The sequence below is a fragment of the Escherichia sp. GZ89 genome (genome assembly GCF_019366485.1).
In the GTDB taxonomy this organism is placed as follows: Bacteria; Pseudomonadota; Gammaproteobacteria; order Enterobacterales; family Enterobacteriaceae; genus Escherichia; species Escherichia fergusonii.
The window spans coordinates 26,040-44,289 of sequence record NZ_JAEOHX010000017.1 but is presented as its reverse complement, the minus strand read 5'-3'; the positions used below and the strand labels follow the sequence as shown (position 1 = coordinate 44,289).

The 18,250-nt window shown below is 38.7% G+C and carries 17 protein-coding genes; all 17 read right to left on the bottom strand.

Annotated features, from left to right (window positions below; translation table 11 throughout):
* Positions 1–135 precede the first annotated feature (135 nt).
* Complete coding sequence (gene wzzB, locus K0335_RS19960; RefSeq protein ID WP_219394060.1) at positions 136–1,113, bottom strand: LPS O-antigen chain length determinant protein WzzB; 978 nt, start codon at positions 1,111–1,113, stop codon at positions 136–138.
* 146 nt (positions 1,114–1,259) lie between these two features.
* Complete coding sequence (ugd, locus tag K0335_RS19955) at positions 1,260–2,426, bottom strand: UDP-glucose 6-dehydrogenase (protein ID WP_000704789.1); 1,167 nt, start codon at positions 2,424–2,426, stop codon at positions 1,260–1,262.
* Positions 2,427–2,674: 248 nt separating this feature from the next.
* A complete protein-coding gene (gene gndA / locus K0335_RS19950) occupies positions 2,675–4,081 on the bottom strand; it encodes an NADP-dependent phosphogluconate dehydrogenase (RefSeq protein WP_089518260.1) in 1,407 nt (468 codons plus the stop codon).
* Between the two features lie 93 nt (positions 4,082–4,174).
* A complete protein-coding gene (locus K0335_RS19945; protein ID WP_089518259.1) occupies positions 4,175–4,933 on the bottom strand; it encodes a glycosyltransferase family 2 protein in 759 nt (252 codons plus the stop codon).
* Positions 4,930–5,796 (bottom strand): hypothetical protein, encoded by an 867-nt coding sequence (locus K0335_RS19940; RefSeq protein WP_089518258.1) that lies wholly within the window; start codon positions 5,794–5,796, stop codon positions 4,930–4,932. Before K0335_RS19940 ends, K0335_RS19945 begins: the two co-directional genes overlap by 4 nt.
* Positions 5,777–6,553: a hypothetical protein gene (locus tag K0335_RS19935; protein WP_134162498.1), complete on the bottom strand. Its 777-nt coding sequence runs from the start codon at positions 6,551–6,553 to the stop codon at positions 5,777–5,779. The genes K0335_RS19940 and K0335_RS19935 overlap by 20 nt, the downstream gene beginning before the upstream one ends.
* Positions 6,554–6,563: 10 nt before the next feature.
* The gene (wzy, locus tag K0335_RS19930; RefSeq protein ID WP_089518256.1) at positions 6,564–7,754 is read right to left on the bottom strand and encodes an O140 family O-antigen polymerase; all 1,191 of its coding nucleotides are present in this window, start codon (positions 7,752–7,754) and stop codon (positions 6,564–6,566) included.
* A 22-nt stretch (positions 7,755–7,776) separates the two neighbouring features.
* Complete coding sequence (locus K0335_RS19925; RefSeq protein WP_134875262.1) at positions 7,777–8,745, bottom strand: hypothetical protein; 969 nt, start codon at positions 8,743–8,745, stop codon at positions 7,777–7,779.
* 66 nt (positions 8,746–8,811) lie between these two features.
* The gene (rfbC, locus tag K0335_RS19920) at positions 8,812–9,345 is read right to left on the bottom strand and encodes a dTDP-4-dehydrorhamnose 3,5-epimerase (protein WP_089518254.1); all 534 of its coding nucleotides are present in this window, start codon (positions 9,343–9,345) and stop codon (positions 8,812–8,814) included.
* A 7-nt stretch (positions 9,346–9,352) separates the two neighbouring features.
* Entirely contained in the window at positions 9,353–10,228 is an 876-nt protein-coding gene (rfbA, locus tag K0335_RS19915; protein ID WP_089518253.1) for a glucose-1-phosphate thymidylyltransferase RfbA, read from the bottom strand.
* Between the two features lie 57 nt (positions 10,229–10,285).
* A complete protein-coding gene (gene rfbD / locus K0335_RS19910; RefSeq protein WP_089518252.1) occupies positions 10,286–11,185 on the bottom strand; it encodes a dTDP-4-dehydrorhamnose reductase in 900 nt (299 codons plus the stop codon).
* Entirely contained in the window at positions 11,185–12,270 is a 1,086-nt protein-coding gene (rfbB, locus tag K0335_RS19905) for a dTDP-glucose 4,6-dehydratase (protein ID WP_089518251.1), read from the bottom strand. The genes rfbD and rfbB overlap by 1 nt, the downstream gene beginning before the upstream one ends.
* A gap of 44 nt (positions 12,271–12,314) precedes the next feature.
* The gene (locus K0335_RS19900; RefSeq protein ID WP_089518250.1) at positions 12,315–13,307 is read right to left on the bottom strand and encodes a hypothetical protein; all 993 of its coding nucleotides are present in this window, start codon (positions 13,305–13,307) and stop codon (positions 12,315–12,317) included.
* 3 nt (positions 13,308–13,310) lie between these two features.
* Positions 13,311–14,405, bottom strand: coding sequence for a UDP-galactopyranose mutase (gene glf, locus K0335_RS19895; RefSeq protein ID WP_089518249.1), 1,095 nt, complete (start codon positions 14,403–14,405; stop codon positions 13,311–13,313).
* A gap of 11 nt (positions 14,406–14,416) precedes the next feature.
* Positions 14,417–15,730, bottom strand: a complete 1,314-nt coding sequence (gene wzx, locus K0335_RS19890) for an O140 family O-antigen flippase (protein ID WP_077778058.1) — start codon at positions 15,728–15,730, stop codon at positions 14,417–14,419.
* 255 nt (positions 15,731–15,985) lie between these two features.
* A complete protein-coding gene (galF, locus tag K0335_RS19885) occupies positions 15,986–16,879 on the bottom strand; it encodes a UTP--glucose-1-phosphate uridylyltransferase GalF (protein WP_000183060.1) in 894 nt (297 codons plus the stop codon).
* A 242-nt stretch (positions 16,880–17,121) separates the two neighbouring features.
* Complete coding sequence (locus tag K0335_RS19880) at positions 17,122–18,117, bottom strand: N-acetyl-alpha-D-glucosaminyl-diphospho-ditrans,octacis-undecaprenol 4-epimerase (protein ID WP_219394048.1); 996 nt, start codon at positions 18,115–18,117, stop codon at positions 17,122–17,124.
* Positions 18,118–18,250 lie beyond the last annotated feature (133 nt).

The window sequence follows — 18,250 nt, the reverse complement described above, 5'->3', positions numbered from 1 at the left end:
CGATGCGCAAGCTTATCGTGCCTACACATTATCTCAACACACGTAGGCCGGATAAGATACGCCAGCATCGCATCCGGCAAAAAAAACGGGCATGGTGTCACCACCCTGCCCGTTTCTCTTAAATGCACAATAATATTATTTCGCGTTGTAATTACGCAGAGCGTTACGCCCCAACACAATCCCCGCGCCAACCATGCCGCCCAGCAGCACCGCCAGAATCAAGGTAATTGCCTTTTTCGGGCTATCGCGACGAATAGGTAACGTCGGTTTCATTACATAGCGGTAAGCATGAATATCAAGTTTATCAACGTCAAGATTGTCGATATCCAGCAGGTTTTGACGAGTCTGATAGTAGTTTGATGAGAACATCAACGGACGAGTCGCCTCGTGCTTAATCATCGACTCCAGCGCTTCGCTCCCCAAAAGGAACATAGTATCCTGGGTTACGTCCTGTGTCTGCTGAATCTGCGGCTTTGTCACCTGCGCCTGATTCGCATACTGCAACGCTTCCTGAATCTGACGGATACGCAGATCTTTCTGTTCTTGAGCGACCACTTCCTGCGTCTTCAGAGAATCCTGCAAGTTTTTCATTTGCAGCGCGATGTTGTCTTTTAGGTCTTGTTCCAGTTCTTCATTTACCTGGTCGTCAACTTGCTGGATATACTGCGCCAGCTGTTTCTGCGCACCTTCAGGTGTTTCACCCACATAAGACACCGCCAATGGTAACGACTGGTTTTTAACGGTAGGCTCAATGGTCAGCTTCTCAGCTTCTTCCTGGTTATCCAGCGTTTCCGCTAATGCTGAGAATGCAGTGCTGTAACGTCCGATAAGCGAAGCCTGAATGTCGGAGACTTTCGGTACAGCCGATCCGTAGATCACATTCATCGCGTTGGTATAACCAGCGATTTGCCCCACATCAGGTTGAGTAACGATAGCTGTGGAAGTCCACTTTTCTTTGGCAACGGCCAGATACCCTATAGCCAGGGCAATAGCAACAATGACAGAGATGATAATTGTCATCTTGCCGCGCCACAACTGCACCAGTAAATCAATCAAATCAATCTGTTCCGGGTCATGGTTTTGCCCAGAAACATTATTATTTTCTACTCTCATCATTACCCTAACGGACGAAATAATTTTAAGTCGCCATAGTTTAGCGATAATCGCCATGAATGCTATAGGATAAATGATAAAAATAATGAATTATTACAAAGGGAACATAAGAGAATCAGGGCGAAAATCGCCCTGATAACAGGATGTTAGTCACTGCCAAAGAGATCGCGGGTGTAGACTTTGTCTGCCACATCCTTAAGCTCTTCTGCCATACGGTTGGAAATAATGACGTCGGCTTGTTGTTTGAAGGTGGCGAGATCACGTTCCAGGCGAGAGTTGAAGAATGAATCTTCTTTCATCACCGGTTCGTAGATGATCACTTCAACGCCTTTCGCCTTGATACGTTTCATAATCCCCTGAATGGAAGACGCACGGAAGTTATCTGACCCACTCTTCATAATCAGACGATAAATACCCACCACTTGCGGCTTGCGTGACAAAATGGCATCGGCAATAAAGTCTTTACGCGTGCGGTTAGCATCGACAATTGCCGAGATCAGGTTATTCGGCACAGACTGGTAGTTCGCCAGTAACTGCTTGGTATCTTTCGGCAGACAATAACCACCATAACCAAACGACGGATTGTTGTAATGGTTGCCAATGCGTGGATCGAGACAAACGCCTTCGATAATCTGGCGAGTATTCAGACCTAAACTTTCTGCATAGCTATCCAGTTCATTAAAGTATGCTACGCGCATCGCCAGATAGGTATTAGCAAACAGTTTAATCGCTTCTGCTTCAGTGGAGTCGGTAAACAGTGTAGGGATATTTTGCTTAATCGCGCCTTCCTGTAATAACGCCGCAAAACGTTCTGCGCGTTCTGAACGCTCACCGATGACAATACGTGACGGATGAAGGTTATCGTAAAGAGCTTTACCTTCGCGGAGGAATTCCGGAGAGAAAATAAGGTTATCGATACCCAGACGTTCTTTAATTGATTTGGTGAAACCTACCGGAATTGTAGATTTAATCACCATGACAGCATTAGGATTAATTTCTGTCACATCGCGAATGACCGCTTCCACGCTTGAGGTATTAAAATAATTTGTTTTCGGGTCATAATCGGTAGGCGTGGCAATAATAACGTAATCGGCATTTTTATACGCGTCAAACTTATCTGTCGTAGCGCGGAAATTGAGATCTTTAGTCGCCAGATACTCTTCAATCTCCTTATCAACAATCGGTGACTGCTTCTTGTTAAGCATGTCCACTTTGGCCTGAACGATATCCAGTGCAACCACTTCGTGGTTTTGCGCAATCAGAATACCATTTGAAAGACCAACATAACCTGTTCCTGAAATTGTTATTTTCATTAGCTCTGACTTCTTCCGGTTAAACATTTAGAGTGGTCATTAGTCCACCACCACAACTTCATCTACTGCGGGATTTTTAACGCTGATGCGGTTGAACTGTCAAGGCAGCGATCCTGCTGTGCGGCGCTGTATTATATCGCGTTTTTAACTATAAATTATAAAAAAAGGCCATAACCTGCCGCTTTGTATAATAAAAAAGCCCGGAGGGTTTCTCCGGGCCTTGCATTGATTAATTGATTTAAATCAGATTAATCCAGCCATTCGGTATGGAACACACCTTCTTTATCAATGCGCTTATAAGTATGCGCACCGAAATAGTCACGCTGTGCCTGGATCAGGTTCGCAGGCAGAACAGCGGCGCGGTAGCTGTCATAATAGGCAACCGCAGCGGCGAAGGTCGGAACCGGAATACCGTTCTGTACCGCATAAGCGACGACATCGCGCAGCGCCTGCTGGTAGTCATCGGCAATTTGCTTGAAGTACGGAGCCAGCAGCAGGTTAGCGATCTGCGGATTTTCGGCATAGGCATCGGTGATTTTCTGCAGGAACTGCGCACGGATGATGCAGCCAGCACGGAAAATCTTCGCGATTTCGCCGTAGTTCAGATCCCAGTTGTACTCTTCAGACGCAGCACGCAGCTGAGAGAAGCCCTGGGCGTAAGAAACGATTTTGCCCAGATACAGCGCACGACGAACTTTTTCGATGAACTCAGCCTCGTCGCCTGCTGGCTGTGCTTGCGGGCCAGAGAGAACTTTAGATGCGGCAACACGCTGATCTTTCAGAGAAGAGATATAACGTGCAAACACAGACTCGGTAATCAGGGACAGCGGTTCGCCGAGATCCAGCGCGCTCTGGCTGGTCCATTTACCGGTACCTTTGTTAGCCGCTTCATCCAGAATCACATCAACCAGGTAGTTACCGTCTTCATCTTTTTTGGTGAAGATATCTTTGGTGATGTCGATCAGGTAGCTGCTCAGTTCACCGTTATTCCACTCGGTAAAGGTCTGCGCCAGTTCTTCGTTGGTGAGGTTCAGGCCACCTTTAAGCAGAGAATAGGCTTCAGCAATCAGCTGCATATCGCCGTATTCAATACCGTTGTGAACCATCTTCACATAGTGACCTGCACCATCGGCACCAATATAGGTAACGCATGGCTCACCGTCTTCAGCCACTGCGGCGATTTTGGTTAGGATCGGAGCAACCAGTTCATAGGCTTCTTTCTGGCCACCAGGCATAATGGAAGGACCTTTTAGTGCGCCCTCCTCACCACCGGAAACACCGGTACCAATGAAGTTAAAACCTTCGGCAGACAGCTCACGGTTACGACGAATGGTGTCCTGGAAGAAGGTGTTACCACCATCAATGATGATGTCGCCTTTATCGAGGTATGGCTTGAGAGAATCAATAGCAGCATCCGTGCCTGCACCTGCTTTCACCATTAACAGGATGCGACGAGGCGTTTCCAGAGATTCAACAAACTCTTTCACCGTATAGTAAGGAACCAGTTTCTTGCCTGGATTTTCGGCAATCACTTCTTCGGTCTTTTCACGGGAACGGTTGAAAATAGAGACGGTATAACCACGGCTTTCGATGTTGAGCGCAAGGTTGCGCCCCATCACTGCCATACCGACGACGCCGATCTGTTGCTTTGACATTGTTTACTCCTGTCAGGGGGTGAATTAGTACCAAGTTCTGATAACTATTAATACGTCTAGCTTATCTATTGAGAACATCTATGCTAATACATTCTATATTTTATGCTTCATCAATGCTTTAGTAACATAGAACGAAAAATAATAAATTGCTTGATATAAATTTAATTTCATATATTTACGATAAAAAGACCATTGCGATGACAAAATTTTAATTTTATTTGATGATAAGCTCTCATGTCCTTCGCGGTAATAGGCTAGTATTCCCGGTGCACATTCAGCATAATCTATCGTTTCAAGTATTTTTAACCAAAGCGCCATATCCTGCCTCTTTCTTATTGTGGGCATAAAGACTTTACCAACAATATTTTGATCATAGACAGCAGTCAAGCAACCGATCACATTAGATTTCATTAATTGATGATAATTGACAAATTCAGGTGGTTGAATTTTTTTTCCCAGAGCACCATTCATACCAATTTTTTGATACCCAGAATAGCATAATCCTAAATTTTTAGACTTCATAAAAGAGATCTGAATGTATAATTTATCTTTATGCCATAAATCATCACTATCTAGAAATGCAATATATCTTCCTTTAGCATTTTTTATACTTATATTTCTCGAAGCACCGGCTCCAGAGTTGATCTTATTTCTAAAAACTCTTATACGTTCATCATCAAGAGATAAAAGATATTCATACGTTCCGTCAGTTGAACAATCGTCCGTTATCAATAGTTCCCAATTAAGATAAGATTGCTCTAGAACTGATTTAATACTATCCTTCACTGTTTTGATTGAATTAAATGTTGGCATTATAATTGAGACAAGATCATCAAAATGTAAATCATTCATTTAAAAAAATCCTCTACATTAAGTAACGAAAAAGTTTCAATCAATTTCTTATCATTTTCATTCTGCCAAACATTCTTTGAATATAGCGCATTCGACAAGCAAGTAATAATTAAAGGAAAATGTATATTTCGTGGTTCCACTCTGACACATTTGAAGCCTGCGGAAAGAGTCATTGCTTTATACCATATATCATCAGCATCATAAGCAAAATTCAAAAAACGTCTGTCATTAACAAGTTTGTTAATAGATTTTCTTAAATAGCAAATACCTGAGCAACCTGTTGGTAATAAGTCAAAAGAAGGTTCTACACTAAATTTATTTTGATTAATGCTTTGATTATAATTATAACTACCTTCTGCATACGTCAAATTATGACCTCTGTAGCAAGATACAGAACCATGTTTTTTGGTTGTTTGTATTAGCCCTTGGGCCCAGCGACGAGGATACATTATGTCATCATCAGCTGTTATTATAAATTTGATGTTATTATCTTTCTTTAACACATCCTCTATATATGAAAGTTTCTTATATGATCTGATATTTTCTTTAAGAATTTTAACTGTCAATCCTGCATTTATATATCTAGGCAGCGAGTCAGGTAGACCACCATATTTATCGATATCTTCTTGTGATATCCACAAATATATATTAGATGGTTTTACCGATTGATTAAAAAGAGATTCAAGTGTTAAATATAGAGTATTAAATCGCTCATGATAAGATGTTAGTGTTATTATATACTCTGAATTTTGCGAAACACATTGATTTCTATTTAAGCGACAAAAGATAGCGCGTAGGTGAAGTTTAATAGTGGAAAATAAGCACTTTAATAAGAATATGATCTTATTGAATATAATAGTCATTAATTTCTTCCATTGTACCATGCTGAAAATAATAATATTTATCTGATAAGTTTATTGGCCTGTCACGACCGTATCCAATCGGAAGATAATCATAGCTCCCTAATATTTTTGCCAAAGTATTTTGAATTCTCCAAAATAATCGTAGCATTAGTTTCGACTTAGGCCTCACAAATAATATTTGTGGTATCAAATGGAAAAAAGGAGATGTTGCAAGTGCAAACTTTTTTTCAGGTGAAATATCGAAATCATTATATTTTATCAAATACAGCCGAGATAAGAAAATATCAATGTAATCCTTTTTGATGATAAAAAATGATTGTTGCAAAGGGTTGTGATGATCATGGCATAGACCGAACATAAATGGTTTTGTCATTTTAGAAATGCAATACTCAACAATTCCCTTACCTTTAAGCAACACATCCTGCTCAACATAAATATAATAATCACAATCGCAGCACTGAGCATACGACATCGAATGTATTACTGATCGCATCCATCCTGAATATTTACCAGTCAAATTAGTAGAATGCCCCCCATTTTCATTTAAACTTACAAACTTGATTCGTTTATCGAAGTTAGGCTTTATAGGTGAGTCACTATCGACAATATATATTTCCGCTGGGCTAGTATTCAATAACAACGATTCATACCATTTTTGATGAAACTCTTTCCCTCTAATAGAATTATCCCCATAACATTTTTCACGATAGTCCTCTTTTTCATTGCACCACCAACCAGAACCAACAATATATTTCAAAATAACCTCTTTAATTTAACAAATTTGAAAGACTATATTCAAGTATATGCTTATTAGCCAAATTAACGTTATAATCTCCATAATCGTTAGTAAAAAGAAAACGTATAAAAATGGCTAAAACAAACAAAACACCAAAGTTTTCCATAACTTTATAGTATTTACTGTCACTGTAAAATACATTTATAGCAACAAAGTAGAAATATGGTGTAAAAATAATAATTAACAAACCGATCCTAGCCGGAAGTAGTGGATAATTTATTAGGAATATAATCAAATAATATACAATCAAATATACAAATGTAAATGCAGTAGCTGTTGTTTTATATTTCTTTTTTTTTATTGATAAGAGTATCATAAAAAATAAAATATGAAGAGGTAATATTGAAATGCTATAAAGCGTTAATGATGCACTGATATTAGTGCTAACAGAATTCATATAAAATCCAATTTTTCTATCCAATAAAGGGATTTGATTGAATACATTCTGCAAAATATTATTCATGATATCAGCAGTTATAGGCATTAAAATACCAACAAGCCAGATAGTAAATAACATTTTCCATGTGAGATATTTTTTTAATCTTGATGAGAGTAAGATTATAGTTATATATAGCAAAGAAATTGCATGCGCAGAAACAGCTATTGTAGATACAACGATAAATTTAAATAAAGTCATCTTATTATTTAAACAATACGTTATTAACAAAACTACAAATAATAATGAAATAGTCTGACGACTAAGAAACAATGACAACTGTACATATTGGGGAAAAATCAACAATAGACCATAATACTTTATACCTTTAATCCCCAATGTTTTTATAAAAACATACAGAAGTGTAACATTCAAAAATAGTGATTGCAAAAAAAGCACAACTCTGAAATCAACGTCTAATTGAGATAAAACAGAGTAATAGTACAACAAAAATGGTTCAAATTTAAACTCACTTGTATAAATATCTGAGTTAATGTTGACAAAAAGATCATGATAATTTTTTAGGTCATAAGCAATATCAACACTTGATATAAATAAAGATGATAGCAAAGCCAATATTACAGACACTGGTATCTTAAGTGAGTTATCGCTTATAAAAAGAATTATTGTGAATATTAATAGGTTTAACCACAATGGGAAAAATAGCATCATGACAAACGTTGTCAAACATGCAAGTATCAACTTTAAAGTAATATTTCTATGCATTTTTATTCACGTTGTATTTAAATTACGATGTTTGAAAGATTGTATCGAGCATAAATTCAACATCATATTCATTTTTAATAGATTGTTCTATTTCTTGATAACTACTATTTATGAACTCATTAAATGATACGTTGTCAACTTTATCCTCTATAATCATTATGTTATTGGAGTTATAAAAATTATATTTTACGACGTTTGGATTATTTGTTATAAGTTTCTTATTAAAAAAAAGAGCTTCAAGAACACGTAATGTTAGGCCTGTTTGACCACTCTGATTAATATCTAGCAGACACTTGGCTTGCTGAACTTTATGAATATAATCTTCATAACTTAATATTTCATCAGAAAGAAAAGCCTTCTCATCTCTGGTATATGTAACTCCTCCATCTTTAACTACATGGAAATACGTAACTAGTTTCTCTCTATCCATCTTTTGTTTAATCATCAACAAAAGTTGTAATCGCTCTTTATCCTGCCCCACAAATAAAACATCAATACTATTATTGGTTTGTTTAAACAAATCAACCATCGCTAAAGAGTATATTTGATTATAGTATTTTAACCCATATAAAGAAGCATCGTTTTGATCAAACGTCCATATTTCGACTTTATTTTTTTTTATAAGATTAATAAAAAATAATAATTGCGTTGTAGATTTCATCACTTTAGCTGTTGGATTCCATAGCCAGATAATTTGCTTATCTGCATCCCAGTTGCGTAAGATAAGACTGGCTAAAATATCTATTCTATCAATATCAAAATAAAAAACCTTATCCTTGTTTCGCTTTTTAAAACAGGATCGCAAGAGATTGCATAATGTTAATTTGAATACAGGAATTAATCTGTACTTAATTAATTTATGTAAGAATGTTCTGTTTAATTTCTCATTAATATCTATAAGTTCTTCAACTCCATAAATAATATATTTAGGGGGGAGATTATTTAATAGCAATTTCGCCAAGAAAAAATCACTTCTTATGATAATATTCATTTTAACCCAAGTTACTTGGAATATAGATAATTAACTATTTGTGCTCGTTTTTTATTAATCTTGACATTAGATTATTAACGATGGTAACTCTTTATCTTTAAAAGACATTAACACTTCCCCAATTTCAGGCCATTCGATGGATAAAAAAGGATCTTTCCAGCAAATTCCTCTTTCAAACTTAGGACTATAGTACGCCGTAGTTTTATACACAAAATGGGCAACCTCTGACAGTACTAAAAATCCATGAGCAAAACCTTCCGGGATCCATAGCTGACGTTTATTCTCAGCAGACAAATTTACCCCCACCCATTTACCAAAGGTAGGTGAAGATTTGCGAATATCAACTGCCACATCAAAAACTTCGCCGACAACACAGCGCACTAATTTTCCTTGTGCGTAAGGTTCTAACTGATAATGTAGTCCACGTAAAACACCTTTGCTAGACTTCGAATGGTTATCCTGAACAAATTCAACTTTGCGGCCTACAGCTTCCTCAAAAATCTTCTGATTAAAGCTCTCAAAAAAGAAACCACGCTCATCACCAAATACTTTCGGTTCAAAAATCAGTACGTCTGGAATTTCTGTTCTAATTACGTTCATTTTATTACTAACCTTTGATCATTTTCAGCAGATACTGACCATAAGCATTTTTTTTCAGCGGTTCAGCTAATACTTTCACCTGCTCAGCATCAATAAACCCTTTACGGAAAGCAATTTCTTCTGGGCAGGAAACTTTCAGACCTTGACGTTCTTCAATTGTTGCAATGAAGTTGCTTGCTTCAATAAGACTTTGATGTGTACCCGTGTCCAGCCATGCATAACCACGTCCCATCATGGCAACGGATAACCCCCCCTGTTCCATATAAATACGGTTAATATCGGTAATTTCCAGTTCACCACGGGCAGAAGGCTTAAGGTTTTTCGCCATTTCGACAACGTCGTTATCGTAGAAATAAAGCCCGGTTACCGCATAATTACTTTTTGGTTGTAGCGGTTTTTCTTCCAGGCTGATTGCCGTACCGTTTTTATCAAACTCAACGACACCGTAGCGTTCAGGATCATTAACGTGATAGGCAAATACCGTTGCACCACCTTCTTTGTTAACAGCTACATCCATTAACTTCGGTAGATCGTGACCGTAGAAGATATTATCACCAAGAACCAAAGCACAATCATCACCACCAATAAATTCTTCACCGATGATAAAAGCCTGCGCAAGACCATCTGGACTCGGTTGCACTTTGTACTGAAGATTTAGCCCCCACTGGCTACCATCACCCAGTAGTTGTTGAAAACGAGGAGTATCCTGTGGCGTACTGATAATCAATATATCGCGAATACCCGCCAACATCAGTGTAGAGAGCGGATAATAGATCATCGGCTTATCATAAATAGGTAATAGCTGTTTACTGACAGCCATTGTCACAGGATAAAGACGAGTACCAGAACCACCCGCTAAAATAATACCTTTACGCGTTTTCATTTCATCATTCCTTTTAATTCATCTTGCTCCATCATCACGGACAAGATGCAAAAACTATTAAATTGCTGTAGTCGTAAACAATTCGTTGAGCATTCGTTTCACGCCAACCTGCCAGTCAGGCAAGACAAGCGCAAAGTTCTGCTGAAATTTTTCTGTATTAAGGCGAGAGTTATGTGGACGACGAGCTGGTGTAGGATAGGCTGATGTTGGTACTGCGTTGAGCTTGTTGAGCGCAAGGGGAATGCCTGCTTTGCGCGCCTCTTCAAAAACAAGCGCAGCATAATCGTGCCAGGTTGTGGTACCACTGGCTACCAGATGGTACAAACCTGCGACTTCTGGCTTATTCAATGCCACACGAATGGCATGCGCCGTACAATCAGCCAGCAGCTCAGCACCTGTTGGTGCACCAAACTGATCGTTAATAACCGCTAATTCTTCACGCTCTTTTGCCAGACGTAACATCGTTTTGGCGAAGTTATTTCCTTTACCTGCATAGACCCAGCTGGTCCGGAAAATAAGGTGCTTCGCACAATGCTCTTGTAATGCTTTTTCTCCAGCTAACTTGGTTACACCGTAAACATTTAGCGGTGCTGTTGCATCCGTCTCCTGCCATGGTATTTCACTGGTTCCCGGAAATACGTAGTCAGTAGAGTAGTGAATAACCCAGGCACCGACCTCATTGGCTGCTTTCGCGATCGCTTCGACACTCGTCGCGTTAAGTAATTGTGCAAACTCCGGTTCTGATTCTGCTTTGTCTACTGCGGTGTGAGCGGCTGCGTTGACAATAATATCAGGCCGAATGCTTCTTACTGTTTCAGCTACACCTTCAGGATTACTAAAATCACCACAATAATCAGTGGAGTGGATATCAAGAGCAATCAAGTTACCCAGAGGAGCAAGAGAACGCTGTAGTTCCCAACCTACCTGCCCTGTTTTGCCGAAAAGGAGGATATTCATTACTGGCGGCCCTCATAGTTCTGTTCAATCCACGATTGATAGGCACCACTTTTCACATTATCAACCCATTTTGTATTGGACAGGTACCATTCCACCGTTTTACGAATCCCGCTCTCAAACGTTTCCTGTGGTTTCCAACCCAATTCACGACCAATCTTCTCAGCATCAATCGCATAACGGCGATCGTGTCCCGGACGATCGGCAACATAAGTAATTTGCTCGCGGTAAGATTTCTCTTTCGGTACAATCTCATCCAACAAATCACATATAGTGAGCACTACATCGATGTTTTTCTTTTCGTTGTGTCCACCAATGTTATAAGTTTCACCCGCTTTACCTTCGGTTACGACGGTATATAACGCACGCGCATGATCTTCAACATACAACCAGTCGCGAATTTGATCCCCTTTACCATAAATAGGTAATGTTTTACCTTCCAGAGCATTGAGAATAATCAATGGAATCAATTTTTCCGGGAAATGATAAGGACCATAATTGTTAGAGCAATTAGTCACAATGGTCGGTAAACCATAGGTACGTTTCCACGCACGGACTAAATGATCGCTGGATGCTTTTGATGCGGAATAAGGGCTGCTTGGCGCGTAAGCTGTCGTCTCAGTAAATAAGGGTAATCCTTCTTTATTATTTACCTCGTCAGGATGAGGCAAATCACCATAGACTTCGTCAGTAGAAATATGATGAAAACGGAAGCTATTTTTCTTGTTGCCATCAAGAGCAGACCAGTAATTGCGAGCCGCTTCCAAAAGGACATAAGTGCCAACAATATTGGTTTCAATAAATGCCGCAGGGCCTGTAATTGAACGATCCACATGGCTTTCAGCAGCCAGGTGCATCACTGCATCCGGCTGATGCTGAGCAAAAATCCGTGCCATTGCAGCTGCATCGCAAATATCCGCATGTTCAAAAACATATCGTTCAGAATCAGAAACATCTGCAAGTGACTCCAGGTTTCCGGCGTACGTTAATTTATCGACATTAACAACACTATCCTGCGTATTATATATAATATAATGAATCAAAGCAGTTCCGATAAAACCGCCTCCACCCGTCACAATTATTTTCATGCTCTCGAATACCTTACAGACAAATCATTTAGGTTTATATAAAATTATATCTCTTTCGTGATAGCACAACTTTTTGCTATTTCATATACATTTCGTTGAAATATTTGATGCTCTTGTCTAATTTTAGTCCTGTAATCCTCAAAGCTCATTGTTTCTTTTTCAAAACAATCAAATATTGATTCTACAAGCTCACCAAATTTCACTTCAAGGTCATTACTATTATCTCTTAATTTAAATCTATCTGGAATTGGTAGATCAACATTATTTTTCGCGCTCCCCCGTTGCCCTGTAATAATACAACATCCTGAAATAGCTGCTTCTCTAGGAAAACGATCTTTCCCCGGATGATGTCCAAAATCAATATAAATCATTATACTCTTTAATAAATTCTTTATTTCATTAGGCCTCATATTTATCAAAGGTACAAATTTGTAATTGGGAAATGCCTTAATTAACCTATTTGTGGTTTTTATCCCCTTTTTAGGATTGTATGCTATTATTTTTTTTCGATTGTTGTCCCTATTTAATATATTAGTTTTAATAAACTCGTCATTTAAATAATCAGATAATTCTTTAGAAATTATACCTTTTCGACTTAAAAAATCTTTTGCATAGTAGCTTTGATGAAAATGTTGAAACTTCTTCATTTCACTAAATGACAATTTTTTTCCTTTCCACACATCGACATAATGTTTAAGCATCAGTGGAGAGATTTTTTTATCTACAGGACATCCATAATAAAAATCTATTGAAAGCCACCAAATAGCAATATTTTCACAAGAGATCCTATTTATTAGGTATGTCGCGGTTTCTGGTATAAATACAATATCTTCTTTTTTTATTTCATTAATATTACTTTTGGCAATATCATAATGACTATATAACGCAGGAGTATCATACAACTGTTCAAATGGAAAATAAATTATATGAGCATCAACGCCATTCTGCCTTAACTCATGAACAAATTGATGTAATAATTCAGGACCACCACTTATAATATTACCAGGACAACACACATGAACTGACGTATATTTCATCTATCAACTCCATTTTCTAGATAAATTTAATGCTGCACGAATGACTTGATGCATATCATAATATTTATACTCAGCCAAACGACCGCCAAAATACACTTCGTCCTCATTTTTAGATAGTTTTTTATATTTATTAAAGAGTAGCATATTCTTTTCATCATTTATAGGGTAATAAGGTTCATCTCCTTCTTTCCATTCACATGGATATTCTTTTGTTATTTTTGTTATAGGTGTATCGACAGGGTCAAAATGTTTATGTTCAATGATTCTTGTGTAAGGCACCTTTCTTTCTGAATAATTAATTACCGCATTTCCTTGATAATTACTTACAGGAAGTGTTGAGGTTTCAAATCTAAGTGAACGATATTCGAGCATACCGTAGCAGTATTCAAAATATTCATCAATCGGTCCAGTATAAATTACAACTGTTCCCATTTTTCTAAAATTGCTCTTATTTTTCAGATAATCTGTATTAAGTCGTACTTCAATACCATCCAACATACGCTCAACCATTTTAGTGTATCCACCAACCGGGATACCCTGGAAGCGATCTGTGAAATAGTTATTGTCAAATGTCATACGCACAGGGATTCTGTTAATTATAAATGCTGGTAACTCAGAAGCTTTTCTTCCCCATTGTTTCTCAGTATAACCTTTTATTAATTTTTCATATAAATCACGCCCCACTAGTGATATTGCTTTTTCCTCTAAATTTGTAGGTATTTTTTCTCCAATCTCTCTTCGCTGTTCATCTATAATACTCATAGCTTCCTGAGGGGTCTGAGCTCCCCAGAGTTGGTAAAAAGTATTCATGTTGAAAGGTAAATTGAATAACTTACCTCCGCTAAAAGCTAAAGGCGAATTAGTGAAACGATTAAATTCAGCATATAAATTTACATACTCCCACACTTCTTTATCATTAGTATGGAATATATGCGCTCCATACTTATGGACTTGAATCCCTTCATCGTTTTCCGTGTAGGCATTCCCAGCTATATGGTTTCTCTTTTCTAAAACTAGAACTTTTTTATTTTTTTTACTCAATTCGTTGGCACAAACAGCCCCAAACAAACCAGCACCAACTATAATGAAGTCATACATTGATTCACCACTCATTTAATAATATATATATTCTTTATTCGCAAAAACAAATACATTGCCAACGCCACAAAGGATTCAGTAATTAAAATAGAAATGGCTGCACCTATTGCAGAATATTTATAAACCAAGGGAAAGATAATTGTTAGATTAAGAACACCACTCAATATAAGAATGTAGCTAAACTCCTTTTTATAATCATGTGTCAACATAGTTTGAACACCAAAAATATTACTTAAAACAAGTACAAATGGTAAGAAGGCCATCCACCTCAATATATCAACTGAGTATAAATACTTTTCTCCTACTGTTAATGAAATAATATACGGAGCCAATATGAATAAAAAAGATGATCCGAGCAAAGATAATAAACCTATATATCGTAAAGATTTTTTAATTAAACTTAATGCCTGCGGATAGTTTGTATCAAATAAAGAATTTATCCGTGGATAAATAGCCTGAGTTAGCGGATTGAGTAAGCCTTGTGCAGCATTACGTATTGTATTCGCTGCATTAAAATACCCCACAGCAATTGGACCAGAAACAAATCCTAAAATTATAGTTGTGCTTGTTGTATAAAGACTTATAGCAGATGTTGAAACAAATACATGCCAACCATCTACTAAATTTTCCTTAATATCTTTTACAGAAAAAACAACTCTACCAACCCACTTATTGCGTTTGATTATATATAAGCTGATGCAACCTGCAAATAAATTTATTGCCCCCTGAATTAACGCGGCTATCCAAACATCTTCTGGTGATTTTACAAAAATGAACGTTAATGGAATTAACATTGCTCGTGCCGTTATTGTACACAATGAAATCCATTTCATCTTCTCTAATCCTTGAAAAAACCAAATTGGATAAATTATATTACCAAAAACCAAAGGGCTAAACGCCGCAAGTATCAATGCAACATCGCGATAGCGCTCAATAAAAATGCAAACTAATGTTAACATAATAAAAGCAAAAAAACTTAATAGTATTTTTGCAAAGATAACCCCCCAAAAAATATGTGTTAACTTATTACGATCATTTTTATTAATGGCTATTTTTTGAGTTGCAGTCCAATTAAAACCATATTCTGTAAGCATCACCAAATATTGCATTGATGCTTGGCAGAAACCCAGCACCCCAAAAAACTCTGGTCCCAATACACGAACAAGATATGGGAAAGTTATGAGAGGTAGTAAATAAGAACTTCCTTGTACTAAGAAAAGATAAGCTATATTTTTATTAAGATTTGTATTAAAAGCCAAAGCTTCACCATAAATAAAATTATCCACGCTACCGCCCCTGGCTTTACAGCTACCAGAGCACTGCATGCATGCCTACGATGTGACGAGCGTTACCCATTCCCGCCAATCCCGAAAAATTCAAACGCTAATTGTCTTACCAATCCGCTCTGGAAACAAGGAAAATCCTGGAAAACTTTGACTAAAATCCTATTGCTAACTCGTTGTTATTCTGATTGTTTATATAAAACAACGGCAGGAATATTCGCAGCAAATTACTTTCGCCACGAATCTTCACTGCCGTTATAATTTTCTTATCAACCGTTACATTCGGTCAGATTTTCATTATTCGCTTAACAGCTTCTCAATGCCTTTACGGAACTTCGCCCCTTCTTTCAGGTTGCGTAGTCCATACTTCACAAACGCCTGCATATAACCCATTTTTTTACCGCAGTCGTAGCTGTCACCAGTCATCAGCATTGCATCAACAGATTGTTTTTTCGCCAGTTCGGCAATAGCATCAGTCAGCTGAATACGTCCCCACGCACCAGGCTGCGTGCGTTCAAGTTCCGGCCAAATATCGGCAGAAAGCACATAGCGACCAACGGCCATGATGTCTGAGTCCAGCGTCTGCGGCTGATCCGGTTTTTCGATAAATTCAACAATGCGGCTGACTTTACCTTCGCGATCCAGTGGTTCTTTGGTCTGGATGACGGAGTATTCAGAGAGGTCACCCGGCATACGTTTTGCCAGCACCTGACTGCGTCCCGTTTCATTGAAGCGCGCAATCATGGCAGCAAGGTTGTAACGCAACGGGTCGGCGCTGGCATCATCGATAACAACGTCCGGCAGCACCACGACAAATGGGTTGTCGCCAATGGCGGGGCGTGCACACAAAATGGAGTGGCCTAAACCTAAAGGTTCACCCTGACGCACGTTCATAATGGTCACGCCCGGCGGACAGATAGATTGTACTTCCGCCAGCAGTTGACGCTTCACGCGCTGTTCAAGGAGAGATTCTAATTCATAAGAGGTGTCGAAGTGGTTTTCGACCGCGTTCTTGGACGCATGAGTTACCAGGAGGATTTCTTTGATCCCTGCAGCCACAATCTCGTCAACAATGTACTGAATCATTGGTTTGTCGACGATCGGTAGCATCTCTTTGGGAATCGCCTTAGTGGCAGGCAACATATGCATCCCAAGACCTGCTACCGGTATAACTGCTTTTAAATTCGTCATTCTTTTCCTACCTCTAATTGGCTGATAGTGCGTAAATTATTGCCGCAGGTTAGCCAAACGTTATGGCTATATACCAAAGCTTAGCTCCGCATAACTTTGATTAAACCTTACGATAACACTACACACCATCAGCATCTGGGTTACTCGGATTACTCGGAAATCCACATACTGATAATTTAATCAGTACCTCTTTCCGAATAATCGTAGTCCAACCTGGTCCTTTTTTCTCTGACTCGTCTGCATTACTCAGAAACAAACGTTATGTCGTCTTTTTTGGCATGGACGAATTCATACTGCAGAGTTCGATCCAGACCTTGCGACAGCGTATACGGTGCCACAAAACCTGAAGAATGCACTTTCGTTGCGTCAAACTGTGTTGTTGCGCAGAATTTTTTCACGCGCACAGAGCTGACAGCGTATTTTTTGCCCGTAATTTTGCTCAAGATATCAAAGCAATATCCACCCAGCATTCCTAGTGGGTAAGGCAAGTGCATAGAAGGGATCTTTTTGTTCAGGCTTTGTTCAACTTCAGCAACCAACTGGTTCATGTTCAGGTCTGGCTTATCAACGTAGTTATAAACCTCATAACCTGCGGCAACATTCTTCAGTTTGTACTTGATAAACTCAACAATGTTTCCAACATAAGCCATGGACTTATAGTTAGTCCCTGCGCCCACCATCATAAACTTGCCGCCAGCGATCTGTTTCAGCAAGTTATAAACGTTACCGCGGTTGCGTTCACCGAAGATAACGGTAGGACGGATGATGGTTAATGAACGTTCTGTTGGTGCTTTGTTATACCATTCACGCAGCACTTCCTCTGCCTGCCACTTACTTTTGCCGTAGTGGTTGAAAGGGTCGTGTGGATGGTTTTCGTCAGGGTTGTGTTTGTTCAAACCATAAACAGCAACGGAACTGGTAAAAATGATATTTTTAACGCCATTTTTTTCCATGGCCGCCAGCACATTGCGGGTACCCTGAACATTGACATCATAATAGAGAGAAGTAGGGCTGACGTCATCGCGGTGTTCCGCTGCCAGTAGCACAACAGTGTCAAAACCGGCTAACGCCTGGTCGAGTGCCTGTTGAGCACGAACATCGCCAATCTGTGTGATTTCTGGATAAAAGTGGCTCTGCTGTTTGTCCAGGTTCTTGATATTAAAGTCAGCAATTGCCGTTTCAAGTAGTCGGGTTCCTACGAATCCGGAAGCTCCTATGAGCAAAACGTTATCGTTCATAAATCACTTTAGTCTGGTTGTTACGTAAGAAACACAAGATAAAGATGAGTACCTTCCCTGAGTAGTCAATGCTGCCCAGCCCCAGCTTTAACAGTTAGTGTGAGGATTATAATCTTTTAGAACATTATATCCA